This window comes from Mesorhizobium sp. M0771 (genome assembly GCF_040320155.1).
In the GTDB taxonomy this organism is placed as follows: Bacteria; Pseudomonadota; Alphaproteobacteria; order Rhizobiales; family Rhizobiaceae; genus Mesorhizobium.
Window position 1 is genome coordinate 590,862 of sequence record NZ_JAMYPC010000001.1, and the last position, 25,807, is coordinate 616,668.

Sequence of the window (25,807 nt, forward strand, 5' to 3'; positions counted from 1 at the left end):
GAATTGCCGTCCAGCCATGTCGTACAGGCACACCTTCAACCCTCCGTTAACCATCCCCGTTTACGGTTCGGTAAGTATGGCGCGCTTGCGCCGCGCAAGCAGTGGTGACGATGTCGCGGGCCCAGCCTCAAGAGAAAAAAGGTCGAACGGGCAGAGCCTTTTGCGCTCTGCTTCTGGCGACGAGCGTGCTCGCTTTGCTGCGGCCAACTGCGCTTCATGCCCAGGAGACCGAGCTGCGCGGCGAGGTTTCGGAATCGGCGATCCTGTCCGACCAGCAGCGCCGGGCCAGGCAATTGACCAAGGCCAACACGCAGGTCAAGCCCGCCCCTGCCGACACCGCCCCCACGGGAAACACGCCAACCGCTTATGTGCCGGCCAGCGATGGCGCCTTGCCTGACGACACCGACCCGCCCCAGGCCGGCGCAAACAGCATTTTCGACCCGCCGGCGACCATCGACGATTCGGGCGCCGACAAGCCGCCAACCGTCCAGCCACGCCGGCCATCGACGGCAAAACAAGGCGCCTCCGCGGATGCAGACAAGGCCAAGGACAAAACCAAGGCTGCCGACAAGAAGAAGCCTGGCAAAGCCACGGACCAGACCACCACCGGAACGACTCCGGACGGCACTGCGGCAGACGACGCCGATCAGGACACAGCCAACCGCCGTGTCCTCACCGTCGACAGCGTCGACCGGCAGAAGCTCGACCCTGGCGCCGAGCGCACCGACGCCATCGAGGGCCAGAAGAAGAAGCTCGAGGACGACCCGTACGCGGCAACCGGCATCAAGGTCGGCTCGTTCCTGCTGCGGCCGACGCTCGAGCAGGGCGTTGCCGTCACGTCGAACGCCGATTCCAGCGCTGGCGGCAAGTCGGCGGTGCTGTCCGAAACGGCGCTGCGTTTTTCCGCCGCCTCCGATTGGCGCGAGAATTCGGCGGTCATCGACGGCTACGGCAATTTCCGCAACACCATTTCGGGCCAGAAGATCAATGAGGCACGCGGCCGTATCCAAGGCACGTACAATGTCGACCTCGATAATGAACTGCGTGCCATCGCCAAGCTCGGCTACGAGATTGCGCCGGAATCGGCCTCCGCGCCCGACGCCATTGCCGGCGTCAAATCGCAGCCGATCCGCCAGACGGTCGACGGCAGCCTCGGCGTCGAGAAGGACGTCGGCAAGATGCGCTTTGCGCTGACCGGCGCCGTCTCCCACGACATCTATGGCGATGCCGAACTTACCGATGGCACCTCGCTGTCGCAGAAGGACCAGGACAACACGCTCTACACCGCAACGTTGCGGACCGGCTATGAAATTTCCCCGGCTCTGACGCCCTTTGCCGAGATTGAGCTCGGCCGCCGGGTATATGACCAACGGATCGACAACAAGGGCTTCGAGCGCTCTTCGACCCGGCTTGGCGCACGCGCCGGTATCGAAGTCGACATGGGCGAGAAGCTCAAGGGTGAGTTCTCGGCCGGCTGGCTGAGGGAGGCGATCGACGACAAGAACCTGGAGGCGATTTCGGGAGCCACCATCAATGCCGACCTCAAATGGTCGCCCGAGCGCGGTACCATCATCGGCCTCACCGGGCGAACCACGGTCGAAGGCACAACGAATGCCGGTGAGAGCGGCGACATCCTCTATTCCGGCCGCCTCACCGGCGAGCGGCAGATCCGCGCCGACCTGACCGGCAACGCAGCCCTTGGGCTCGACTGGCGCAATTACACCGGCTCCGACGGCCATGACATGACGCTGAGTGCAGAGGCCGGGCTGACCTGGTGGCTGAACCGCTATGTCGGCCTCACCAGCCGCGCCCGCACCGAAAAGCTGACCAGCAATCTGCCCGGGCGCAACTACACCGCCAACAGCATCTATTTGGGGCTGAAGCTGCAGCGGTAGCTAAAAAGCAGCGCCGCGACGCTCGGACGGCTTCATCTCATCGAGCAGCGTGCGGATGACGCCGGCCATGTTCTCGTTCATGTCGCTGCGCCACAGCGCGAAGGCGACATTGGCCTCGACGAAGCCTTCCGGCGAGCCGCAATCGAAGGTGCGGCCCTGAAAGTGGTAGCCAAAGAAGGGCTGCTGCTTTTCCAGCTTCAGCATCGCGTCGGTGAGCTGGATCTCGTTGCCGGCGCCCTTTTCCTGGCTTTCGAGGATCTTGAAAATCTCGGGCTGCAGGATGTAGCGGCCGTTGATGTAGAGATTGGACGGCGCGGTGCCGGTCTTCGGCTTTTCGACCATCTCGGTGATGCGGAAGCCGTGATGCGTGTCCTCGCCGCGGCCGACAATGCCATATTTGTGGGTCTCGGCCGGATCGCATTCCTGTACGGCGATGATGTTGTTGCCCGTCTCCTCGTAGAGCTCGACCATGGCCTTCGTGCAGCTCTTCTCCGACTGCATGATCATGTCGGGCAGCAACAGCGCGAAGGGTTCATCGCCGACCAGTTCGCGGGCGCACCAGACGGCGTGGCCGAGCCCCATCGGCACCTGCTGGCGGGTGAACGAGGTCTGCCCCGGCGCCGGCTGCAGCCGCTGCAAGCGGGCCAGCTGATCGTCCTTGCCGCGCTGTGCCAGCGTATCATAGAGCTCGAACTGGATATCGAAATGGTCTTCTATGACCGCCTTGTTGCGGCCGGTGACGAAGATGAAATGTTCGATGCCGGCCTCGCGCGCCTCATCGACGACATACTGGATGACCGGCCGGTCGACGACGGTCAGCATCTCCTTGGGAATGGCCTTGGTGGCCGGGAGAAACCGTGTGCCGAGACCGGCGACCGGGAAAACTGCCTTGCGAACTCGCTTCATGCGTCAATTATCCGTTTGAGGGCGTGCCCGGCCTCGCGACATTTTCGCGCCGGAATTGTGGATTATCGGGCCATTGAGGGAAACATCAACCGGTAAAGCATCCAGGTGTCTTTTCGTTCCAGGCGCCGCCTATGGTAAACCAATTGCTAACCCGGTTCGGCGATGAATGGTCTTTCCTGAGATAGAGAAAGGGGAAAATATGTCCGTTCGCAGTGCCGCAAAACTCTTTACCAGCGTGCTGACGGCGGCCAGCCTCTCGCTCGCCTTGCTGATGCCGGCCGGACCGGCCTTCGCCGATGCCGGTTTTCGGCAATGGGTCGCCGGCTTCCGCGCCACGGCCGTGGCGGGCGGCGTTTCCGGCGGGGTCTACGACCGAGCGTTCCGGGGCATCAATGAGCCCGACCCGGTGGTGCTGGAAAAGGCACGCACCCAGCCCGAATTCACCGCACCTGCCTGGGACTATTTCGACAACCGCGTCCACGACCAGTCCGTTGCCGTCGGCCAGCAGATGGCCAAAAAATGGAAGCCGTGGCTGGAACGGATCGAGGCGAGGTTCGGCGTCGACCGCTACATCCTGCTCGCCATCTGGTCGATGGAATCGAATTATGGCGAGATCCTCAAGCGCGACGACATCATGCGCAATGTCATCCGCTCGCTGGCAACCCTCGCCTATGGCGACCCGAAGCGTTCGAAATTCGCCCGCACCCAATTGGTCGCCGCGCTGAAAATCCTGCAGACCGGCGACATCGACGAAAGCCACCTGATGGGCTCCTGGGCCGGCGCCATGGGCCAGACCCAGTTCATCCCGACCAGCTACCAGCATTATGCCGTCGACATGGACGGCAACGGCAAGCGCGACATCTGGAATTCGATCCCCGATGCGTTGGCGACATCAGCCAATCTGCTGAAGAAGAATGGCTGGCAGGGCGGCAAGACCTGGGGCTACGAGGTCACCATTCCGGCGGGCAAACTGCCGGCCGGCTCGAAGACATTGGCGCAGTGGCAGGCGCTCGGCGTCGCCAGGGCCAATGGCAAGCCGTTCAAGAACGCAACCGACAAGGCGACGCTGAAAGTGCCGGACGGCCGCGGCGGACCGGCCTTCCTGATGATCAAGAACTTCTCCGTCATCAAGGCCTACAACAACGCCGACAAATATGCCCTGGCCGTCGGCCTTCTTGCCGACGAAATCGCCGGCTCTAATGGTCTGGTGCAGGACTGGAAGCGGCCTTTCACCAAACTGTCCTTCGAGGAAAGGCAGGAGTTGCAGAAGCGGCTTTCGCAGCACGGACTTTACGACGGCAAGTTCGACGGCAAGATCGGTGACGGCACAAAAACCGCGATCATGACCTATCAGGCAACGGTCGGCTTGACCCAGGACGGGTATCCGAGCATGGAAGTGCTCAAATGGCTCAGAAAGAAATAGAGCCGGCGACGGCAGCGCGCATCTGCGACGCGCAAGGGATGCCGTAGCATCGGTCTGTGCATGATCCCCTGCGAGGGCCATGCACCAAGGGATGGAGAGGGTGCTTGGTTTCGGCAACGCGTATCCGTGTGATCGTTTTCCGCTTGCCGATCCTCGTTCTGGCCATCGTCGTCCTGGCGACGGGACTCGCCGGCAGTTTCCACACACCGGCTTTGGCGCAGGAACAACCGCAGAACCGCGGCTGGTCGCTGCGCGACCTTCTGTTCCCGCGCCGCAGCGAACGCATCGAGCCGCCGCTCGACGTCCGCAAGGCAAAGCCGAAGGTCAAGAAGAAGCCCCGTGCACCCATTGAACCTTCCGCTCCGATTGTCGAGAAGACACCGGATGCCCGCGTCGTTCTGGTGATCGGCGATTTCATGGCCAACGGCCTGGCCGAGGGCCTCGAAACAGCCTTTGCCGACAATGCCAACGTCAGGATCGTCGAGCGCGCCAACGGTTCTTCGGGTTTCGTGCGCGATGATGTCTACAATTGGCCCGAACAGGTCAAATCGCTGGTCGAGACCGAAAAACCCTCCGTGGTCGTCGTCATGCTCGGCTCCAACGACCGCCAGCAGATGCGCGTCAACGATGTGCGCGAGCAGCCGCGCTCCGAGAACTGGACCAAGGAATACGAACGCCGGACCGAAGCCTTGGGAAAGGCACTGGCGGCGACCAAGGTGCCTTATCTGTGGGTCGGCATGCCAGCCTTCAAGACGCCGAAGATGACCTCCGACATGCTGGCATTCAACGACATCTACCACTCGGCAGCCGAGAAGAACGGCGGCGAATTCGTCGATGTCTGGGATGGGTTCGTCGACGAGAACGGCGCCTTTGTCTCGACCGGCCCCGACATTAACGGCCAGGCCGTGCGGCTGCGCTCCGACGACGGCATCAACGTCTCGAAAGCCGGCAAGCGAAAGCTCGCCTTCTACACCGAAAAGCCGCTGGCCAAGATCCTCGGCCTGGCAGCGCCGGGAAGCGTGGTGACGGCTGCCGCGCCGGCCGGCGCCCCGGTCGAGGCGCCGTCGCTGCCCGCCGCCCCGATCGTGGTCGACCGCACCGTTCCAATGCTGCTCAACGATCCGGCGCTCGACGGCGGGACCGAGCTTCTCGGTGCGGCGGCGGCGCCGAAAGCCAATCCGGATCTGCCCGGCGAAAAACTAATCCTCGAAGGCAAGGCGCCCGAGGCCTCGCCCGGCCGCGCCGACGACTTCTCCTGGCCGCCCAAGGCCGCTGCCGCGACGGATACGACGACGGCGATCAACCGTTAACGGGGGAGTACCGTCGACCCCATCAGCGCTTCATCGATCGAGCGCGCGGCCTGGCGGCCTTCGCGGATCGCCCACACAACCAGCGACTGGCCGCGGCGCACATCACCTGCGGCGTAGAGCTTGTCGACGCTGGTCTTGTAGTCGCGATCGTTGGCTTCGACATTGCGGGAACGGCGGCTGTCGGTGGTGATTTTCATCTCACCGTCCAGCTCTTTCGCGACGCCGGCGGCAGCCGGTCCGGCAAAGCCGATGGCGATGAAGGCGAGGTCTGCACGGATGACGAATTCGGTGCCGGCGATCGGCTTGCGCTTCTCGTCGACTTCGCAGCATTTGACGCCGGTCAGTTGGCCGTCCTCGCCGATGAATTCGAGCGTCGCCACCTGGAATTCGCGCTCCGCACCTTCGGCCTGTGAGGACGAGGTGCGCATCTTGGTCGCCCAGTAAGGCCAGACCGAAAGCTTGTCTTCCTTCTCCGGCGGCTGCGGGCGGATGTCGAGCTGGGTGACGCGCACCGCGCCCTGGCGGAAGGCGGTGCCGACGCAGTCGGACGCGGTATCGCCGCCGCCGACGACGACGACATGCTGGCCGCCGGCGATGATCGGATGCGACGGCCAGGCCACCGACTGGATCGGCTCGCCGCCGACGCGACGGTTCTGCTGCACCAGATAGGGCATGGCGTCATAGACGCCGCCGAGATCGTCGCCCGGAATGTTGGCCGGACGCGGCGATTCCGAACCGCCGCAATAGAGCACCGCATCGTATCCGGCGAGCAACTCTGCCACCGGCTTGTCGACGCCGACATTGACGCCGCAATGGAAGGTCACGCCCTCGCCCTGCATCTGCTCGATGCGGCGGTCGATATAGTGCTTCTCGATCTTGAAGTCGGGAATGCCGTAGCGCATCAGCCCGCCGGGACGGCTCTCACGCTCATAAACGCTGACCTCGTGGCCGGCGCGGCCAAGCTGCTGCGCCGCCGCCATCCCTGCCGGGCCGGAGCCGATGACAGCGACCCGCTTGCCCGTCTTCTTCTCTGGCGGATAAGGCCGGATATGGCCGGTTTCATAAGCCTTGTCGGCGATTGCCTGTTCGACAGTCTTGATGGCAACCGGAATGTCCTCGAGGTTCAGCGTGCAGGCTTCCTCGCAGGGCGCGGGGCAGATGCGGCCGGTGAACTCGGGGAAATTGTTGGTCGAATGCAGGTTGCGGATCGCATTGTCCCAGTCGCCATTGTAGACGAGGTCGTTCCAGTCCGGGATCTGGTTGTGGATCGGGCAACCGGTCGGCCCGTGGCAGAACGGGATGCCGCAATCCATGCAGCGCGCCGCCTGTTTCTCGACCTCCTTGTCCGACATCGGCAGCGTGAATTCACGAAAATGCCGGATGCGGTCGGAGGCCGGCTGGTACTTGTGCACCTGCCGGTCGATTTCGAGAAAGCCTGTTACCTTGCCCATAGTCCAGTTCCTGCTGTCCAGATGGTGCGGTTTTCGCACCCGTTAACCCCTTGAGGCAGCCGTGGCAACCTTGCATCCGAGGTCAAACTGTCGCTGAAAGTTCCGCCGGGAAGCCTGCGCCTCCCGGCAAGTCGAAAAACCTATTCCGCCGCCACGCCCATGCGCATGCGTTCCATCTCGATCAGCGCGCGGCGGTATTCGACCGGCATGATCTTGCGGAATTTCGGCCGGAAGGTCGTCCAGTCGTCGAGTATCTCGCGGCCGCGTACCGAACCGGTGAAATGGACGTGGTTCGAGATAAGCTGGTAAAGCCGTTCCTCGTCATGGGTGGTCATGTCGCCCGAGACGTCGACGCGACCCTTGTGGTCGAGGTCACCGCCATGATGCAGCAGCCTTTCCATCAGATCGTCTTCTTCCGGAACCGGCTCCAGCTCGACCATCGCCATGTTGCAGCGCGCGGCGAAATCGCCGGCCTCATCCAGAACATAGGCCACGCCGCCCGACATGCCGGCAGCGAAGTTGCGACCGGTCTGGCCGATGACGACGACGATGCCGCCGGTCATGTATTCGCAGCCATGATCGCCGACGCCTTCAACGACGGCGGCGACGCCCGAATTGCGCACCGCGAAGCGCTCGCCGGCGACACCTGCGAAATAGGCCTCGCCCTCGGTCGCGCCATAGAGGACGGTGTTGCCGACGATGATCGATTCCGCCGCGACGATCCTGGACTCCTCCGGCGGCCGGATGACGATGCGTCCGCCCGACAGGCCTTTGCCGACATAGTCGTTGGCCGCACCGACGAGATCGAACGAGATGCCGCGCGCCAGGAAGGCGCCGAACGACTGGCCGGCGGTGCCGGTCAGCTTCACCTGGATCGTGTCCTCGCGCAGGCCCTTGTGCCTGAAGCGCTTGGCGACTTCGCCCGACAGCATGGCGCCCGTGGAGCGATCGACATTGCGGATGTCGACCTCGATCTTGACCGGCTGCTTGCTTTCGAGCGCGGGCTTCGCCAGTTCGATTAGCTTGCGATCGAGTACATCGTCGATCGGGTGTTTCTGCCGTTCGGTCCAGTGCACCGCCTCATGCGGCGCGTCCGGCTTGAAGAACATCTTGCCGAAATCGAGCCCGCGCGCCTTCCAATGCTGGATCATCTCGCGCTTTTCCAGCAGGTCGCTGTCGCCGATGATCTGGTCGATATGGGTGTAGCCCATCTCGGCCAGCAGCCCCCTCACCTCTTCCGCAACATAGAAGAAGAAGTTGATGACATGCTCGGGCGTGCCCTTGAAACGCTTGCGCAGAACCGGGTCCTGCGTCGCGACGCCGACCGGGCAGGTGTTCAAGTGGCACTTGCGCATCATGATGCAGCCGGCCGCGATCAGCGGCGCGGTCGAGAAGCCGAACTCGTCGGCACCGAGCAGCGCACCGATGATGACGTCGCGCCCCGTGCGCAAGCCACCATCGACCTGCAGCGCAACGCGCGAGCGCAGCCCGTTCAGTACCAGCGTCTGGTGCGTCTCGGCAAGGCCCATTTCCCATGGACTGCCGGCATGCTTGAGCGAGGTCAGCGGCGACGCGCCGGTGCCGCCATCATAGCCGGAGATGGTGATGTGGTCGGCGCGCGCCTTGGCGACGCCCGCCGCAACCGTACCGACACCGACTTCCGACACCAGCTTTACCGAGACGTCGGCCGCCGGGTTGACGTTCTTCAGATCGTAGATCAGCTGCGCCAGATCCTCGATCGAATAGATGTCGTGATGCGGCGGCGGCGAGATCAGGCCGACGCCGGGCGTCGAGTGCCGGACCTTGGCGATGGTGGCGTCGACCTTGTGGCCGGGCAGCTGGCCGCCCTCACCGGGCTTGGCGCCCTGCGCGACCTTGATCTGCATGACATCGGAATTGACGAGATACTCGGCGGTGACGCCAAAGCGCCCCGAGGCGACCTGCTTGATCGCCGAACGTTCGGGGTTCTTGCTGCCGCCGGGCAGCGGCAGATAGCGGTCGGCCTCTTCGCCGCCCTCGCCGGTGTTCGACTTGCCGCCGATCTGGTTCATGGCGCGCGCCAGCGTCGTGTGTGCCTCGCGCGAGATCGAGCCGAACGACATCGCCCCGGTCGAGAAGCGCTTGACGATATCGGCCGCCGACATCACGTCCTCTATCGCCACCTTCTTGCGGCCGGTCTCTTCCGCAAGCTTGATCCTGAACAGGCCGCGTATGGTCTGGGCACGGGCCGTCTCGCTGTTGATCTGCGCGGAATACTCCTTGAACGTCTCCCACGAGCCCTGACGCACGGCGTGCTGCAAGGTGGCGACGGCGTCGGGCGACCACATATGGGCTTCGCCGCGCATGCGGTACATGTACTCGCCGCCGACCTCGAGGCTGTTGCGCAGCACCGGATCGTTGCCGAAACCGTCGGTGTGGCGGCTGAGCGTCTCGGCCGCGACCTCGTCCAGACCGACACCTTCGATCAGCGTCGCTGTGCCGGTGAAGTACTTCTCGACGAAATCCGACTTCAGCCCGATGGCGTCGAATATCTGCGCGCCGCAATAGGACTGGTAGGTGGAGATGCCCATCTTCGACATCACCTTGAGGATGCCCTTGCCGATCGACTTGATGTAGCGCGAGACCACCTCGTAGGCGTCGACCTCAGCCGGCAGTTCGCCACGCTTGTGCATGTCGAGCAGCGTATCGAAGGCAAGGTAGGGGTTGATCGCCTCGGCGCCGTAGCCGGCGAGACAGCAGAAATGATGCACTTCGCGCGGCTCGCCGGATTCCACGACCAGGCCGACCGCGGTGCGCAGACCCTTGCGGATCAGATGGTGGTGCACGGCAGCCGTCGCCAGCAGTGCCGGAATGGCGATACGGTCGGGACCGACCTGGCGGTCGGACAGGATGATGATGTTGTAGCCGCCGGCGACAGCGGCTTCCGCCCGCTCGCACAGACGCTCGACGGCGCCCTGCATGCCGGCCGCGCCCTCGCTCGACCCGTAGGTGATGTCGATGGTCTTGGTGTCGAAACGGTCCTCGGTGTGGCCGATCGAGCGGATCTTTTCCAGATCGCCATTGGTCAGGATCGGCTGGCGCACTTCGAGCCGCTTGCGGCGCGAATTGCCGACCAGGTCGAAGATGTTCGGCCGCGGCCCGATGAACGACACCAGGCTCATCACCAGCTCCTCGCGGATCGGGTCGATCGGCGGGTTGGTGACCTGGGCGAAATTCTGTTTGAAATAGGTGTAGAGCAGCTTCGACTTGTCCGACATCGCCGAGATCGGCGTGTCGGTGCCCATCGAACCCACGGCTTCCTGGCCGGTGGTCGCCATCGGCGACATCAACAGCTTGGTGTCTTCCTGCGTGTAGCCGAAAGCCTGCTGGCGATCGAGCAGGCTGACATCCTTGCGCAGCGCGCGCGGCTCCACCGGCTTCAGATCCTCGAGGATCAGCTGCGTGTTGTTGAGCCAGGTCTTGTAGGGATGCCTGGTGGCGATCTCCGACTTGATCTCCTCGTCGGAAATGATGCGGCCCTTGGCGAGGTCGATCAGAAGCATGCGGCCGGGCTGCAGCCGCCACTTCTTGACGATCCTCTCCTCCGGCACCGGCAGCACGCCGGCCTCTGACGCCATGATGACGCGGTCGTCGTCGGTGACGATGTAGCGCGCCGGCCGCAGCCCGTTGCGGTCGAGCGTGGCGCCGATCTGGCGGCCGTCGGTGAAGGCGACCGCGGCCGGCCCGTCCCACGGCTCCATCAGGGCTGCATGGTATTCGTAGAAAGCCTTGCGGTCGGCATCCATCAGCTTGTTGCCGGCCCACGCTTCGGGGATCAGCATCATCATGGCATGGCTGAGGCTGTAGCCGCCCTGGAACAGGAACTCGAGCGCATTGTCGAAGCACGCCGTGTCGGACTGGCCGTCATAGGAGATCGGCCACAGCTTCGAGATGTTGTTGCCGAACAGTTCGGAATCGACCGAGGCCTGGCGCGCCGCCATCCAGTTGTTGTTGCCGCGCACCGTGTTGATCTCGCCATTATGCGCGACCATGCGGTAGGGGTGCGCCAGCTTCCAGGACGGGAAGGTGTTGGTCGAGAAGCGCTGGTGGACGAGGATCAGCGCGGTCTCGAAACGCGGATCCGACAAATCCTTGTAATAGGCGCCGACCTGGTAGGCCAGGAACATGCCCTTGTAGACAATGGTACGCGCCGATAGCGACACACAGTAGGCGCCGATATCCTTGTTGTTGTTCTCGGCGTAGATACGGCCGGAAATCACCTTGCGCAGCAGGTACAGCCTGGCCTCGTATTCCTCGTCATCTGGAATGTCCGATGTGCGGCCGATGAAGACCTGGCGATGGAACGGTTCGGAGGCCGCAATATCGGGCGCCTTCGACAGCGATGAATTGTCGACTGGCACGTCGCGAAAGCCTAAAAGCGGCAGCCCTTCTGACAGCGCCGATTCGGCGATGATCTCTTCGATATGGGCGCGCAGTGCCGCATCCTGCGGCATGAACCAGTGGCCGACGCCGTATTGGCCTGCCGCCGGCAGTTCGACGCCCTGGGCCGCCATCTCTTCGCGGAAGAAATGATCGGGAATCTGCACCAGCACGCCGGCGCCGTCGCCCATCAGCGGATCGGCGCCGACAGCGCCGCGATGCGTCAGGTTTTCGAGCACGAAGAGCCCGTCCTTGACGATCTGGTGCGACTTCACGTTCTTCATGTTGACGATGAAGCCGACGCCGCACGCGTCATGCTCGTTGCGCGGATCGTAGAGACCCTGCGCGGCCATACCGTTGCCGGTCAGGCCGTTGGTGGTTCGGCCTTCTTTGGTCAGAACGGTATTTTTAACGGCTGCCGCTTTCGTCTGCGCGGCCTGGCCGATAATCGCAGATGGCGTCAGTTCCGTCATCGTCCTGTCCTCCGTTCCGGCCCCTTGCACGTCTAGCATTTGGGTCGCTGGTCTACCTTGGGAAGCGACTGGCTTCCGCTCTCATTCTTGCGGCACGTCTTTTCGAAATCCTTGGCGGAGCGTGCGGTGCACCGCCGGTTCGTATCCGGTATCGTACAGGCCACAGCCGAGCCGTCTACCCGTCGCTCGCGGCAACGGCCGGAGTGGCCCAAATGATACGCCAATCCAGCCTGACTTGTGCGACAAAATAAGACAGCACTACTGTCCTAAATTTTTATGGCAGAAATCCTGGGCGCACACAAGACCGATTCACCAAATCTCGGACGTTTGGCGACAGAAAATTACGTCAGGCGCTGTTGAAACGAAATTTCGGTCCCGGCGCTCCTTCGTGATCGCCTTTGGCTTTACCGCTTTTTCAGCCCTTGGCCCTTGCGCGTCAAACCCCGAAACGGCCATGGTCGCGCTCTTGTCGCAACCAGACTTTCTCAACCAGACAGGGACTTTCCTGATGTTCTTTGCATCCGACAACTGGGCGGGCGTCCATTCCAACATTGCCGCCGGGCTGTCAGCCAATGCCGGCGGCTTTTCGACCGCCTATGGCGATGGCGATCTCGACCGCGCCGTCTACCAGCGTTTCAGCGAGATCTTCGAACGCGAGGTCGTGGTGTTCTTCGTCGCTACCGGCACGGCGGCCAACTCGCTGTCCCTGGCCGCTTGCAACAAGCCCGGCGGCATTTCCTTTGCGCACCGCGAATCGCACATCATCGAGGACGAATGCGGCGCGCCGGAATATTTCAGCGGCGGCTCGCGTCTCCATGCTGTCGACGGCGCCCTGGGCAAGATCGATCCGCACAATCTTGAACGCGCCGTCGCCCGTTTCGCACCCGAAATCGTCCATTGGGGACGCCCGACGGCCGTCTCGATCACCCAATCGACCGAAGTCGGCACAGTGTACGGGCTCGACGACATTTCCACCATTTCGGAGATCGCCAAACGCTTTTCCCTGCCGCTGCATATGGACGGCGCCCGTTTTGCCAACGCATTGGTCGCGCTTGAGACGACGCCGGCCGAAATGACCTGGAAGCGCGGCGTCGATATCGTCTCGTTCGGCGGCACCAAGAACGGCTGCTGGTGCGCCGAAGCGGTGGTGCTGTTCGATCTAAACCGCGCCAAGGAGCTGTCCTTCCTGCGCAAGCGCGCCGCACAGCTGTTCTCCAAGTCGCGCTTCATCGCAGCGCAGTTCGACGCCTACTTCACGGACGGCCTGTGGCTGGACATGGCCCGTCGTGCCAATGCCATGGCCGCGCGCCTGGCGGCTGCGATCGAGGATTCGGCAACGGCTAAGCTCGCCTGGTTGCCGCAGGCCAACGAGGTGTTCGCGGTGATGAAAAAGGCGGAAGCCGAAAGGCTGCAATCCGTCGGCGCCGCCTTTTACGACTGGCACCGGCCGCACGGCTTCGACGGCCATGTCGGCGAGGACGAGTTGCTCTATCGCTTCGTCACCAGCTTTGCCACGACTTCAGATGAGGTCGATCGCTTCGGCCAGATGATCGCCTGAACCCGCGAGACCGCGCCAATGCCTCTCGGCTCAACCATGCGGCTGGTTCGCCCGGCGCCAAACGTGCTCGGCTTCTACGATGGCCGCGTTGACGGCGTTCGCGCCTGGTCGGACGAGCCGAACTGGCTGGACGACGGCGCCTATGCCCTCGGCATCTGCACCTATGCTATCGTCGATGGCTCGCAGGCGCTTGTCTACGACACGCATATTTCGCTGCCTCACGCGCGCTTCATCAGGCAGACGCTCGAAGACATGGGCGCAACATCGATCCGGGTCGTGCTCAGCCACTGGCATGACGATCATATTGCCGGCAATGAGGTGTTTCAGGATTGCGAGATTATCGCCAACACGCTCACCGCCTCGGCGCTTGCGAACAACCGGGCTGAGATCGAAAGCGGTGTTCCACCTATCAAGCCTCTCGTGCTGCCGAACAGGACCTTCGCAGGCAGTCTTGACCTCGCCGTTGGATCGATCGCCGTCGAACTGCGTCAGGTCGAAATCCACAGCCATGACGGCACGGTGCTGTTCATGCCCGAAACCGGCCTGCTCCTGGCGGGCGACACGCTCGAGGATCCGATCACGTATGTCAGCGAGGCGGATCGGCTGGCGCAACATCTGGTCGATCTCGAACGCATGAGCGGGTGGCCGATAGACCGCATCTTGCCCAATCACGGCTCGCTCGAAGCGATTGAGCGAGGCGGCTACGACAAAGGCCTCATCGCCGCCACGCAAGCCTACGTTCAAAAACTGCTTCGCTGCCGGCATGAGCCTGATCTTGCGAAGCAGGATCTGAAAACCTTCGGCGCCGACATGTTCGCCACGGGCGCTGTCGAGTACTTCGCGCTGTACGAGCCCGTCCACCGGCAAAACGTCGAGGCCGTTCTCGCAACCGGCACCGGTCGCTAAGCAAGGAAAGGCCGCGCCAAAAGCTCGAGGCCAAGCAAGATCAGGAAAACAAGAAACCAGCGCCGGAAGGTCGCCGGGCTGATCCGCTGCCGGAGCAACTGTCCGAGCCACATGCCGAGCAAGGCCGGCGCAACCGCCAGCGACGACATGGCGACATGCCCGACCTGGAACGCGCCGTGCGAGGCAAGGCCGGCAGCGAGCGCGATCGTCGACACGGTGAAGGACAGGCCGAGCGCCTGGATCAGATCGTCACGGCTCAAGCCCAGCGCCTGAATGTAAGGTACAGCGGGCACGACAAACACGCCGGTGCCGCCGGTGACGATGCCGGTAAGGAAACCGACGATGGGCGACGACCAGCGCTCGGCTGACGCGGGAACCGTCAACTGCCGCGCCAGCAGCGTATAGACGGCATAGACGATCAGCGCCGCCCCGAGGCCGGCCGTCGTCCATTTGACATTGTCGCTGGCCAGCAGCCATGAGCCGGCCAGCGTGCCGGCGACGATGCCGACCATCATCAGCCACAGCCGACTGAGGATCCATCCGAAGCTCGGGCCGGCAAACAGCTGCCAGATATTGGTGACGAAGGACGGCACGATCAGCAGCGAAGCCGCGGCGACCGGCGGCATGATTGTGCCCAGCAGCCCCATCGCCAACGTCGGCAGTCCCATACCGGTAACGCCCTTGACGATGCCGGCCAGCAGGAAGGTCACCGCAATGGTTGCCGTTAGGGCCAGGGAAAAATCAGCCGAGAGATCAGACATCGCCCTTCATGGGAAGACGGCGCCCGCCGCAAAAGAGCCAGAACTCTTCGGTTGGGGTGACAGAGGCTGCGGCGAAAAAAAAGCGGCGCCTCGCGGCGCCGCTTTCGTCTCGGGAGGAAACGCTTTTAACCTTGGGCGTTGTGACGCCGCCGTCTTGATCACGCGGCGTTCTTGGCCTCGATCTGCTTGGCGTTGGCCGAAGAGGCGGTAATCGCGATCTTGCGCGGCTTCAGCTCCTCGGGGATGTTGCGCTTAAGGTCGACGAAAAGCAGGCCGTTCTTCAGCGTGGCGCCGACGACCTCGACATGGTCGGCAAGCTGGAAGCGGCGCTCGAACGAACGCGAGGCAATGCCGCGGTAGAGCAGCTCGGAGCCTTCGCCATTGCCCTCTTCCTTGCGCTCACCCTTGACGGTCAGCACGTTGCGGTGGGCTTCGATCGAAATCTCTTCGTCCGAGAAGCCGGCAACCGCCATCGAGATGCGATAGGCGTCCTCGCCGGTGCGCTCGATGTTGTAGGGCGGATAGGTCTGCGCGCCATCGGGCTGGGCCAGCGAGTCGAGCATGGTGAACAGGCGGTCGAAGCCGACGGTCGAGCGATAGAGCGGGGAAAAATCAACGTGACGCATGAGGTGTTCTCCTGTTGAGCAACATGTTTGCGTGTGGCCGGTGCGAAACCCTGGAAAGGCGTTTCGGGTGGACCAGCAGCCCCGACATCGGCGGCTGCATCCGACATTTGGGGAGCGCAAAAGCGCATTTCAAGGATTTTTGAAGAGCGCCAATCGAGGCGTCGATGAACGGCAGATGAACCGCCGCTTCGGCGCCCGTTCAGCCGGCCGGCGCTAGAGTGCCCCACGATAAAGAACCAGGCGGCGCCGGATGAAAGCGCCGCGACGAGGCCGACCGGGTGTAACGTCCCTTCCTCCCGGATCGACAGAGGCCGGAAGCACGCCGCCGCAGGCTGCTTCCGGCCTTGCTTGTCGTTCGTCCGCCCCCTTGGCGTCGTCCCTTTGCTTTTCATCCATTGGCGTCTATCACCATGCCGACGCCCTGCCGGGTGAGACACCACGAAGACGCAAGCGCCTAATGACGGATCTCTTCCATCCCACGCCAGGCAATCCGCCGCCGCAAAATGTCGGCGGCGGCTTTTTCACCACGCGCGACGGCAAGAAGATCCGCTACGGCCTGTTTGCCGCGGTCACCCGGCCGCTGAAAGGCACCGTCGTGCTGCTGCCCGGCCGCAACGAGTGCATCGAGAAATATTTCGAAACCATCCGCAACCTGACCGACCGCGGCCTCGGCGTCGCCACCCTCGACTGGCGCGGCCAGGGCGATTCCGACCGGCTGATCGCCGACCCGCAACGCGGCTATGTCCGCTCCTTCTACGATTACACCGGCGACCTCGAACAGTTCTTCGAGGATATCGTGCTGCCCGACTGCCGCGGCCCGTATTACATCCTCGCCCATTCCATGGGCGCCGTGATCGCGCTGCTCGCGGCGCCGTCGATGGTCAACCGGGTGCGTCGCATGGTGCTGATTGCGCCTTTCCTGACGGTGCCCGACTCGCCCGTGTCGGCAAAAACGGCGCGCCGCGTCTGCTCGGTATTGTGCTTTCTCGGCCTCGGCCGGCTCTACGCCGCCTGGGGTCCGCGTCCCAGGGAAACCCTGCCCTTCGCCCTCAACAAGGTGACATCGGACCCCGGGCGCTATCAGCGCAACACGAAAATCTACGAGCACTATCCGCAACTGGCGCTCGGCGGGCCGACGATCCGCTGGCTGCAGGCGGCAATCAAGGCAGGCGAAGCCATCAGCGAGCCCGACTTCATGGCCAGGATCCAGGTGCCGCTGCTGATGATCGCCGCCGGCGCCGATCAGGTCGTCTCGACCAAGGCCGTGGAAGCCTATGCCAGGCGTCTGCGTCTGGGCTCGCTGCTGATGATCGATGGCTCGAAACACGAGATCCTGCAGGAGGCCGATGTCTATCGCGAGCAGTTGCTCGCCGCCTTCGACGCCTTCATACCCGGCAACGGCGACCCGACAGCCTGATGCCGCCGGCGCTGCATGTTGCGGCGCCTTGAGCTTGCGTCGCCTGCTGACAGCCTACTGTCAGGAGCAGCGCCGGCAGCATCCAAAGAGCTAAAGATTCTGACAGCCGGTGCCGCCCCGGAATGCTCATCTCTCCGGGTCGAACCGAACGCCAAGGAGATGACGTCATGACCGAGAAAACCTGCGCTGCCTGCGATTGCCAGCTGGACGCCAACCCGATCCGCGTCAAGGTCGGCGGCAAGACCGTCGAGGTCTGCTGCGAGGAATGCGCGATTGCGCTGAACGAAGCCGGCGCCTCAGTGGCCGGCGCCGGCAACGGGGAAGCCTGAGCGATGCGCCCCGATCATGCGGCGCAATGCCTCGCACATCAGCCGACAACTCAAACCGCGACGTTCCGGCGGTCCTTGCGGACACAAGGCATCGCGGCGGCCAACTGGATCGGCCGTCAATTGGAAAGGCGCCGAAGCCGCCTTGCCTTGCTCGAAATGACCGACGAACAGCTCAAGGACATCGGCCTGTCGCGCAGCCAAGCTCACTGCGAATACATGCGCCGTTTGTGGGACTGAGCCATGGCCGTTACAAAGGGCCCGACAGGTGAAGTCTCCTGACAGGTTTGGACAGGTCAATCGCCTAATGTGCCGGAGCAGCTTTCGGTGCAAGGGTAGAATGCCACGGCCATGTCTCAGCTCACCATGTCGCAGTTCACGGTACAGACACTTCTGGACACCGGCACCGTCATGGTGAGGGATGTCCTCTGCAGCGGCGAATGCCGGCACAAGAGCGAAGAAGAGTGCACCGCTGCCACGCATCTTGTGTTTCCCTATCGCGGCGTCTTCGTGCGCCATGTCGGCCGCAACGATGCGGTCGCCGAAGCCAACCAGTTGTTGTTCTTCAACAACGCCGAAGGCTACCGGATCAGCCATCCCGTCGAGGGTGGCGATTCCTGCCTCGATCTCGTTGTCGAGGAGGCGCAACTGCAGGAGCTGACGCCGAAGGAGCAGTTGCGCTCGGGCAGCGCCGTGGCGTTTCGTCGTCAGCGCCGCCGCATCGACCCGCGGGCTCAGGCGCTGGTGGCGGTGCTGCGCCACAGCCTGAGCCGCAACATTGCCGAAACGCTGGAGGCCGAAACCCTGGCGCTGACGCTGGTGCGGCGCTCCCTCGGCGAGCGCACCTCGCATGCCGGCCGGCGCAAGCGCTGGCCGGCAGAAGCTGGTCGATCGCGCCAAGCTCGTCCTGTCCTCGGATCTTTCGCGGCGCTGGACGCTGGCCGAGATCGCCGCTGAAGTCGGGGTATCACCGGTTTATCTCACGCAGGTTTTCCAGCAGGTCGAGGCGATGCCGCTCTATCGCTACCATCTGCGCCTGCGGCTGGCGCGCGCGCTCGACCTGCTTGGCCGCTACGACAATCTGACCACGCTCGGCCTGGACCTCGGCTTCTCCAGCCACAGCCATTTCAGCTCAGCGTTCAGGCAGGTCTACGGGCGAACGCCGGCGGAATTCCAGCGCTCGATCAAGCCGCGCTGATCGGGTCGACTATCAGCCCCGCAGGGCTGCCATTGCAGCCGCGTGAAGCTCCGGCGTTGCGGCGGCCAGGATGTCGCCGCCCTTTTCCGCCGGACCGCCCACGAATGTGGTGACGACGCCGCCGGCCTTTTCGATGATCGGGATCAGCGCCACGATGTCGTAGGGTTTCAATCCGGGATCGGCGACGATGTCGACGCTGCCCGAGGCAATCATGGCAAAGGCGTAGCAATCGGCTCCGTAGCGGGCGAGCTGGATCTGTTTCTCGAACGCGTCGTAGCGGATGCGCGCCTCGCCCTTGAAAAGCGCCGGCGTGGTGGTGAACAAGGTCGCCTCGTCAAGCTTCGTCCTCTTGCGGGTCGACAGCTTCCGCGGCCCACCGGGGCCTTCGTAGTGGGAGCCGGAAGCGTTGGCGTAGAACAGCTCGCCGGTGAACGGCTGCGCCATCATACCGGCGACGGCGTCACCGTCGACCGTCAATCCGACCAGCGTTCCCCACACCGGCAGGCCTGAGATGAAGGCGCGGGTACCATCGATCGGATCGATCACCCAGACATGCCTTGAGGAGATGTTTTCGCTGCCATGTTCTTCGCCAAGGATACCGTGATCGGGATACTCAGCCGAGATCAGCGCCCGGATGGCGCGCTCGGCCTCGCGGTCGGCCTCGGTGACCGGGTCGAAACTGCCTTTTTCCTTGTTGGCCACCGCGCCCTGTGCGCGAAAACGCGGCAAGGTTTCAGCCGCCGCCGCTTGCGCGATCCGGCGCATGAAATCGATGCTGATGTCCACGTGATTCTCCCGCATTGCAGAGTGCCAACCCGGTCTGCAGGCACTTTCCCGCCAAAACAAGCCGGTTTATCGATTTTAGAGACATCAGCGTTGCCGAAATGTCACACATCGGCGCCATCGAAACGCATTTTCACATCAGAGTGAATCAAAAAAGCGTGGGATCGATTGACATTTGTGCATCGCACAATAAATTTGTTCTCGGACAGGTTTTCCTGTCCATGCCCTCCTTGGGCGTTTCCTCCCTAGACTTCGACCGTGTCGTGCAAACGATGCGGTCTTTTTTTACGCTGCGGGATGGCCAGCGCGGGATCTCATGAACAGCCGCCGCTCCGTGTCATTCGGCGGCCAGCGGCAGGTCTATGAAGTGGTGGTCGGGCATCGCCATCAGGTCGGCCGAAAAGCGCGCCATATCGTCGGCCAGCGCATCGAAGCCGGCCGATTTCTGGAACGTCCGCTCATTCATGTAGAGGCCGCGATTGACCTCGATCTGCAGCGCATGCAGATGGCGCGCCGGCCGGCCGTAATGCTCGGTGATGAAGCCGCCTGCATAGGGTTTGTTGTGCGCGACGGTGTAGCCCATGCCGATGAGCAGGCCGATCGCCGTCTCGGTCAGGGCCGCCGTGGCCGAGATGCCGAAACGGTCGCCGACGATGAAATCCGGCCGCAGGCCGCTGTCGCCCACCCTGATGCTCGCCGGCATCGAATGGCAGTCGATCAGCACGGCATAGCCGAACCTGGCATGGGTTCTGGTCAAAAGCCGCTTCAGCGTCTCGTGATAGGGTTTGTAGACCACCTCTATGCGCTGGACGGCCTCCGCCAGCGGCAGACGGCCGGAATAGATGTCGAGCCCCTCGCCCACCAGCTTGGGCACGGTGCCGAGCCCGCCGGCGACGCGCGCCGAGCGGATGTTGCAGAAGGACGGCACCGGCTCGGCGAACATGCGCGGGTCGAGTTCCCAGGGTTCGCGGTTGACGTCGAGATAGGCGCGCGGAAAATTCGCCGCCAGCATCGGCGCGCCCAGCGCCACCGCGCTGCCGAACAGCTCGTCGACATAGCAATCCTCGGAGCGGCGGATGGCGTTCCGGTCGAGCCGCGCCATGGCCAGGAAGCGGTCTGGATAATAGCGGCCGCTATGCGGTGAGTTGAAGACGAAGGGAACGCGCTGCTCGGCGCCCGATCGGATTTCGAAGGGTGGAACGACCGAAAAATCTTCGGCTGCCGTCGTCAATTTGAACGAACCCGGAAACAGCAATGCATCATGATGGGAAACTGCCACCTCATCGGCCGCATGTCCAGCATTTCGGCATGTCAGGAACCCCGTCAAATCAGGATTAATGCCGCCAACGTTCACTTGATGTTTACCGTCAGCTCCTCATATACAGGATGGTTAACGGGCTTGCCGGACGGCAGGCTTGGCTGGGGTGATTCGGACGGGACAAGATGGCACGCATTCTGCTGGCGGAAGACGACGACGACATGCGCCGGTTCCTGGTCAAGGCACTGGAGCGGGCCGGCTACCACGTCAGCGATTTTGACAATGGCGCCAGCGCCTACGAGCGGCTGCGCGAAGAACCTTTCTCCCTGCTGCTGACCGATATCGTCATGCCGGAGATGGACGGCATCGAACTCGCCCGCCGCGCCACCGAGATCGATCCCGACCTGAAGGTGATGTTCATCACCGGTTTCGCGGCCGTCGCGCTCAACCCCGATTCCAAGGCGCCGAAAGACGCCAAGGTGCTGTCCAAGCCCTTCCACCTGCGCGATCTCGTCAACGAGGTCGAAAAAATGCTGCAGGCCGCCTGAAGCACGCACAGTGTGATCTCGCCGCTTCGTCGGCGGCGCGACAAAACGAGCCTTTCTTTCCCTTTCCGGCTATTGACGCGCTGGACCAAAAATGGTGTATGCGCGGCTTCGGATGGGCGTGTAGCTCAGCGGGAGAGCACTGCATTGACATTGCAGGGGTCACAGGTTCAATCCCTGTCACGCCCACCATCCTTTCAATAACTTAGCCAAGCCCGTTTTTGGCGCACCCCTTCGACGACTTAGCCGGTAAGGCGGCCACCGCTTGTGGCAGCCGCCTCGTGTTTGTGGACATTCTAATGCATGGCGCTCAAAAGTGGCCCCGGTTTTGAGACGACGACATGCATAAAAACAAAGACCTAAAGCGCGTCGTCTGAGTCCGTTCAAACGCGACGCGCTTTAGACGTGGTGCGGGCTTAGCGTCCTTGAAGGCGCAGGCTCGATGCCGTCCTCCATAAGAATATCCTTCTTGCGAGCGAACGCGACGAAGACGCCTCGTGCTGTCTCGGGTTCCACATCACCAATCAGAGCGGCTTTGCAAGCGCGAATAGCAGCTCTCTGCTCCGGGCTGTTGCCACACCATTCGGCTGCGAATTGATAGGCATCTGCGACCGTGTTGAGTTGGCGGGGAAAGCCCAATCCCACCCACACCCGGACTGGCTTTTCAAAAGGTTTCGATAGCATCATGACCTCCTTTCCTAATGCATGTCACCCAGAAGTATGCCGCCGTTCTGGGACAACGACATGCATCAAAACAAAGACTTAAAGCGTGTCGCATGAATCCGTTTCGCGACGCGCTTTAGGCAGTCACTCCTCCGCCTTCGCCACCTCTGCCCATCATCCACGGCATTGTCGTGGATACTTCCTCAAGGATTCTGGCTGCTTTCGCAAAACCGCTGAACGCGTCTCTGGCTGCGGAAAGCGGATAATCGCTATCGAAAGCTCGCTGGCAGGCCCGCAATGCGGTTTGGTGAATGGGGCCGCGCCTGTCCTTCGGCCATTCATAGAGGAACTCCAGAGCGTCCTCGAGACACGTGATTTCCTGAACAAGGTTGTCGCCGCTTTTCACGAAAACGGCGCTGTCAAACATCCGATCGTTCATATGATCCTCCAAATTGAACGAACCATTGAGTTTCATGGTTTGCGCGGTCCAGGCCAACTGCAGGCGCGCGACAGAGGCGCGCCAGTAGGTCCTGCAGTGATCATCTTCGTTTCTCCGCAATCACAGCCTCCCGGCCGGAACCGGGAGGCGGACCCGCAGTTCAAAGTGTGACAGATCGACAGGATTACGCGGCTTTACGCGCGCGGTCCGTGTCTTGCGTGATCTGAGTGGCGGCCGTTGGCGTGTCGCCCACGCCGATGCTGATGCGGCGCGGCTTCAGCTCTTCGGGAATCTCGCGGACAATGTCGATCGAGAGGAGGCCATTCTCCAGTTTGGCTGCCTTGATCTTCATGTGGTCGGCAAGCTTGAACGTCTGCCTGAAACTGCGGTAGGCAATGCCCTGGTGCAGCAGCTGGCGTCCGCTCTGATCATCAGCTTTCTGGCCTACCACGACCAGTTCGGGTCCATGCTGGGTCAGCTCAACCTCATCTTGGCTGAAGCCTGCGATGGCCATCGAGATACGGTAATCGTTCTCGTCGACCTTCTCGATGTTATAGGGCGGCCAGTCCGGACGCGTGCCGCTGTCGAGCATGTCGAAAAGCCGGTCGAAACCGACGGTGGTCCGATAGAGGGTATCAAAGGTTCTCATAGCCACATCCTCCTTGAAGCAACATGGGTACAAGGACGCCGCCCCGTGCGGCGCCGCCATTTTTTGCCGAGCCTTATGGCCTTGGCGGAAATCGAATTAGGAGGCGCCCCAAATGAGTTCAAGAGCATCTCGAATTTTTTTTAGTAGCATCCTTCGCATCGACGGAAAGCGAAATCTGAGTTTCTCCGGGACCTTCCCTTCGAACAGTCGAACAGCCCCTTGAAGTACAGATCCGGCGGGAAGTTTTCGCGCGATCTGCGCGACCGCATCGTCTACTGCCCCGCCGTCCCGTTTCGTATTAAAATGCCGGCCAGCAAGGAACCGGGTAGCGGCCTTCCGATCCGTAAATCCACCCTGTCGGGGGACGAAACGTCCCGGCACGTGCCGGGACGTTTCTGGCTCGCGGATCACTGTGGCCGCGGATCGGGCCTGTCGGGCTTGTCATGAGGGGTGTTGTTGCCTTCACGGCACGGTGTGCCGATGCCGCAGCATTTGCCGTTGTAGGTGACACCGGGCTTGGTCTTCTCGCATTCCCTCGGCGGTGCCGTCTGACACCCTGCCAGCACCGAAACCGCGATGGCGGCGAGAAAGACGTTTCTTGAAGTGATAAACATTGACGTTCTCCTTGATGGACCGTGTTTGCTACACACCGCTTGGTCGCCAGCGGCAGCGAAATGGTTCAAGGAAAATTGGAATCAGGCCGCGCCGAGGCGGACACCACCCTTCCCAATATGGTTGAGAAACCACGCATATGTCTGTTCCAATCCGCCGCGAAGCGCGTAGCGCGGGCGCCATCCAGTCGCAAACAGCCGCGAAACATCCATCAACTTGCGCGGCGTGCCATCTGGCTTGGTCGTATCGAAGGCGATATCAGCCTCGACGCCGGCGACCGATGCGACGGTCTGGGCAAGCTCGGCAATGGTGACATCCTCGCCCGAACCGACATTGACGTGGCTGTCGCCGGCATAATTCTTCAACAGCCAGACCAAGGCATCGGCGGCGTCGTCGACATGCAGGAATTCACGCCGTGACGTGCCCGAGCCCCAGACCTCGAGGCTGTTGCCGCCGCTCAGCGCCAGCGCATGCGCCTTTCGCATCAGGGCCGGCACGACATGGCTGGACTGGAGATCGAAATTGTCGCCAGGACCGTAAAGGTTGGCCGGCATCGCCGAGATGTAGTCGACGCCATGCTGGCGCCGATAGGCCTGGCACAGTTTGAGCCCGGCGATCTTGGCGATCGCATACCATTCATTGGTGGGTTCGAGCGGACCGGTCAGCAGGGCGTCTTCCCTGATCGGCTGCGGCGCGAGCTTTGGATAGATGCAGGACGAGCCGAGAAACAAAAGCTTGCCGACCTCGCTGCGAAAGGCGCCGTCAATGACATTGCCCTGCATAACCAGGTTTTGCTGCAGGAAATCGACAGGGAACCGGTCATTGGCCAGGATACCGCCGACTTTGGCGGCCGCCATCACCACCGCATCCGGCCTGTGCTCGGCCATCCAGCGCCGCACCCCTGCCTGGTCAAGCAGGTCGAGCCCGTCGCGCGATACGGTGAGTATCTCGCAGTCCTCGCTCGCCAGCCGGCGCACGACGGCCGAACCGACCATGCCGCGATGCCCGGCGACGAAGACACGCTTGCCTTTCAGATCAAATGTCGCGTCCATGAACCTGCCTCACGCAGAACGGCTGTTCTGCCGCGTGCCGCCGGCGGTGCGCGCCAGATCGGCCTGCACCATTTCCGCCACCAGATCCCTGAAGCCGGTCGTGTGCGACCACCCCAGCCTGGCTTTGGCCTTGGCGGGGTCGCCGAGCAGCAGGTCGACCTCGGTCGGCCGGAAATAGCGCGGATCGATGCGCACCAGGACAGTGCCCGAACCGGCATCGACACCGACTTCATCGACACCCTCGCCTTGCCAGCGGATGGTGCGTCCGGTCTCGGCAAAAGCCAGTTCGACGAATTCGCGCACCGAATGCGCCTCACCGGTCGCCAGCACGAAATCGTCGGCTTCACTGTGCTGCAGAATGCGCCACATGCCCTCCACATAGTCGCGCGCATGGCCCCAGTCACGCTTGGCGTCGAGATTGCCGAGATAGAGCGTGGCCTGAAGGCCGTGATGGATCGAGGCGACGGCCCGCGTGATCTTGCGGGTGACGAAGGTTTCGCCGCGTGTCGGGCTTTCGTGGTTGAACAGGATTCCGTTGGCGGCGAACATGCCGTAAGCCTCGCGGTAGTTGACCGTGATCCAGTAGGCGTAAAGCTTGGCCGCGGCATAGGGCGAGCGCGGATGGAAGGGCGTCGCCTCGCTTTGCGGGACCTCGCGCGCCTTGCCGTAAAGCTCCGACGTCGATGCCTGATAGAAGCGCACCGACTTCTCCAGGCGCAGGATGCGGATCGCCTCGAGCAGCCTGAGTGTTCCCAGCGCATCGGCATTGCCGGTGTATTCCGGCGTCTCGAAACTCACCTGGACATGACTCTGGGCGCCGAGATTGTAGATCTCGCCGGGCTGTGTCTCCTGCACCAGGCGAATAAGGTTGGTCGCGTCGGTCAGGTCGCCATAATGCAGGAAGAAACGCGCACCGCGCTCGTGCGGATCGACATAGATGTCGTCAACGCGCTCGGTGTTGAACGAGGACGAGCGGCGTTTGACGCCATGGACAATATAGCCCTTCTGCAGAAGCAATTCTGCGAGATAGGCCCCGTCCTGCCCGGTAACCCCGGTGATGAGCGCCACTTTTTCCGTCATTGCCGCTCCGTCCGCATCCAATCCCGGCAACCGAATACAGATTTGGCGCGAGAACGC

The 25,807-nt window shown here is 62.7% G+C and carries 22 protein-coding genes, 1 tRNA gene and 1 pseudogene; 11 read left to right on the top strand and 13 right to left on the bottom strand.

The genetic code is table 11. The features are described from left to right. Window positions 1-110: 110 nt before the first annotated feature. Window positions 111-1,895 (top strand): outer membrane beta-barrel protein, encoded by a 1,785-nt coding sequence (locus NKI05_RS02870; protein ID WP_031205110.1) that lies wholly within the window; start codon window positions 111-113, stop codon window positions 1,893-1,895. Here the strand turns inward: NKI05_RS02870 and galU are convergent, their stop codons facing one another. Beyond that, window positions 1,896-2,801, bottom strand: coding sequence for a UTP--glucose-1-phosphate uridylyltransferase GalU (gene galU, locus NKI05_RS02875; RefSeq protein ID WP_023671956.1), 906 nt, complete (start codon window positions 2,799-2,801; stop codon window positions 1,896-1,898). 199 nt (window positions 2,802-3,000) lie between these two features. Between galU and NKI05_RS02880 the strand changes: the two genes are divergently transcribed. Together NKI05_RS02880 and NKI05_RS02885 are read left to right on the top strand one after the other, a co-directional pair. Next, the gene (locus tag NKI05_RS02880; protein ID WP_023691763.1) at window positions 3,001-4,224 is read left to right on the top strand and encodes a lytic murein transglycosylase; all 1,224 of its coding nucleotides are present in this window, start codon (window positions 3,001-3,003) and stop codon (window positions 4,222-4,224) included. A 104-nt stretch (window positions 4,225-4,328) separates the two neighbouring features. After that, window positions 4,329-5,534 (top strand): SGNH/GDSL hydrolase family protein, encoded by a 1,206-nt coding sequence (locus NKI05_RS02885; protein WP_023691764.1) that lies wholly within the window; start codon window positions 4,329-4,331, stop codon window positions 5,532-5,534. Here NKI05_RS02885 and NKI05_RS02890 read toward each other — a convergent pair. Further along, complete coding sequence (locus tag NKI05_RS02890) at window positions 5,531-6,985, bottom strand: glutamate synthase subunit beta (RefSeq protein ID WP_023671207.1); 1,455 nt, start codon at window positions 6,983-6,985, stop codon at window positions 5,531-5,533. The genes NKI05_RS02885 and NKI05_RS02890 overlap by 4 nt on opposite strands. Window positions 6,986-7,125: 140 nt before the next feature. Then, the gene (gene gltB / locus NKI05_RS02895; RefSeq protein WP_023814614.1) at window positions 7,126-11,877 is read right to left on the bottom strand and encodes a glutamate synthase large subunit; all 4,752 of its coding nucleotides are present in this window, start codon (window positions 11,875-11,877) and stop codon (window positions 7,126-7,128) included. 508 nt (window positions 11,878-12,385) lie between these two features. On the opposite strand from gltB, the gene NKI05_RS02900 reads away from it, so the two are divergent. Next, window positions 12,386-13,435: a threonine aldolase family protein gene (locus NKI05_RS02900; protein ID WP_352792169.1), complete on the top strand. Its 1,050-nt coding sequence runs from the start codon at window positions 12,386-12,388 to the stop codon at window positions 13,433-13,435. 18 nt (window positions 13,436-13,453) lie between these two features. After that, complete coding sequence (locus NKI05_RS02905) at window positions 13,454-14,341, top strand: MBL fold metallo-hydrolase (protein WP_352792170.1); 888 nt, start codon at window positions 13,454-13,456, stop codon at window positions 14,339-14,341. Here NKI05_RS02905 and NKI05_RS02910 read toward each other — a convergent pair. Then, window positions 14,338-15,102 carry a sulfite exporter TauE/SafE family protein gene (locus tag NKI05_RS02910; RefSeq protein ID WP_023814617.1) on the bottom strand — a complete coding sequence of 255 codons (765 nt, stop codon included), beginning with the start codon at window positions 15,100-15,102 and terminating at the stop codon, window positions 14,338-14,340. The genes NKI05_RS02905 and NKI05_RS02910 overlap by 4 nt on opposite strands. 158 nt (window positions 15,103-15,260) lie before the next feature. Next, a complete protein-coding gene (locus tag NKI05_RS02915) occupies window positions 15,261-15,728 on the bottom strand; it encodes an Hsp20 family protein (protein ID WP_023671202.1) in 468 nt (155 codons plus the stop codon). A gap of 457 nt (window positions 15,729-16,185) precedes the next feature. Between NKI05_RS02915 and NKI05_RS02920 the strand changes: the two genes are divergently transcribed. The 4 genes and pseudogenes from NKI05_RS02920 to NKI05_RS02935 all read left to right on the top strand — a co-directional run bounded on the left by NKI05_RS02920 (window position 16,186) and on the right by NKI05_RS02935 (window position 18,669). Continuing rightward, entirely contained in the window at window positions 16,186-17,145 is a 960-nt protein-coding gene (locus NKI05_RS02920) for an alpha/beta fold hydrolase (RefSeq protein ID WP_023814618.1), read from the top strand. Between the two features lie 167 nt (window positions 17,146-17,312). Further along, window positions 17,313-17,474: a hypothetical protein gene (locus NKI05_RS02925; RefSeq protein ID WP_023695699.1), complete on the top strand. Its 162-nt coding sequence runs from the start codon at window positions 17,313-17,315 to the stop codon at window positions 17,472-17,474. Between the two features lie 3 nt (window positions 17,475-17,477). Then, window positions 17,478-17,711, top strand: coding sequence for a DUF1127 domain-containing protein (locus NKI05_RS02930; protein WP_023751336.1), 234 nt, complete (start codon window positions 17,478-17,480; stop codon window positions 17,709-17,711). Between the two features lie 126 nt (window positions 17,712-17,837). Further along, window positions 17,838-18,669 (top strand): annotated as a pseudogene (locus NKI05_RS02935) (helix-turn-helix domain-containing protein). 12 nt (window positions 18,670-18,681) lie between these two features. On the opposite strand, the gene hisN reads toward NKI05_RS02935, so the two are convergent. Together hisN and NKI05_RS02945 are read right to left on the bottom strand one after the other, a co-directional pair. Beyond that, window positions 18,682-19,455, bottom strand: a complete 774-nt coding sequence (gene hisN, locus NKI05_RS02940) for a histidinol-phosphatase (protein ID WP_023735045.1) — start codon at window positions 19,453-19,455, stop codon at window positions 18,682-18,684. A gap of 334 nt (window positions 19,456-19,789) precedes the next feature. Next, entirely contained in the window at window positions 19,790-20,731 is a 942-nt protein-coding gene (locus NKI05_RS02945; protein WP_023814620.1) for an N-formylglutamate amidohydrolase, read from the bottom strand. Window positions 20,732-20,895: 164 nt separating this feature from the next. On the opposite strand from NKI05_RS02945, the gene cpdR reads away from it, so the two are divergent. Both cpdR and NKI05_RS02955 read left to right on the top strand, forming a co-directional pair. Then, window positions 20,896-21,258 (top strand): cell cycle two-component system response regulator CpdR, encoded by a 363-nt coding sequence (gene cpdR / locus NKI05_RS02950; protein WP_023671195.1) that lies wholly within the window; start codon window positions 20,896-20,898, stop codon window positions 21,256-21,258. Window positions 21,259-21,372: 114 nt separating this feature from the next. Further along, window positions 21,373-21,447 (top strand) — tRNA-Val (locus NKI05_RS02955). Between the two features lie 207 nt (window positions 21,448-21,654). On the opposite strand, the gene NKI05_RS02960 is transcribed toward NKI05_RS02955, so the two are convergent. From NKI05_RS02960 to gmd, 6 genes are all read right to left on the bottom strand, one after another. Further along, the gene (locus NKI05_RS02960) at window positions 21,655-21,942 is read right to left on the bottom strand and encodes a DUF982 domain-containing protein (RefSeq protein WP_245260022.1); all 288 of its coding nucleotides are present in this window, start codon (window positions 21,940-21,942) and stop codon (window positions 21,655-21,657) included. A gap of 112 nt (window positions 21,943-22,054) precedes the next feature. Continuing rightward, on the bottom strand, window positions 22,055-22,477 hold the full coding sequence (locus NKI05_RS02965; RefSeq protein WP_306413578.1) for a DUF982 domain-containing protein: 423 nt from the start codon (window positions 22,475-22,477) through the stop codon (window positions 22,055-22,057). A gap of 64 nt (window positions 22,478-22,541) precedes the next feature. Next, window positions 22,542-23,006 carry an Hsp20 family protein gene (locus tag NKI05_RS02970; protein ID WP_023671192.1) on the bottom strand — a complete coding sequence of 155 codons (465 nt, stop codon included), beginning with the start codon at window positions 23,004-23,006 and terminating at the stop codon, window positions 22,542-22,544. Between the two features lie 407 nt (window positions 23,007-23,413). Beyond that, window positions 23,414-23,620, bottom strand: coding sequence for a hypothetical protein (locus NKI05_RS02975; RefSeq protein WP_023686425.1), 207 nt, complete (start codon window positions 23,618-23,620; stop codon window positions 23,414-23,416). A gap of 81 nt (window positions 23,621-23,701) precedes the next feature. After that, window positions 23,702-24,670, bottom strand: coding sequence for a GDP-L-fucose synthase (gene fcl, locus NKI05_RS02980; RefSeq protein WP_023814622.1), 969 nt, complete (start codon window positions 24,668-24,670; stop codon window positions 23,702-23,704). A 9-nt stretch (window positions 24,671-24,679) separates the two neighbouring features. Beyond that, window positions 24,680-25,750 (bottom strand): GDP-mannose 4,6-dehydratase, encoded by a 1,071-nt coding sequence (gene gmd, locus NKI05_RS02985; RefSeq protein WP_023686427.1) that lies wholly within the window; start codon window positions 25,748-25,750, stop codon window positions 24,680-24,682. Between the last annotated feature and the right edge of the window lie 57 nt (window positions 25,751-25,807).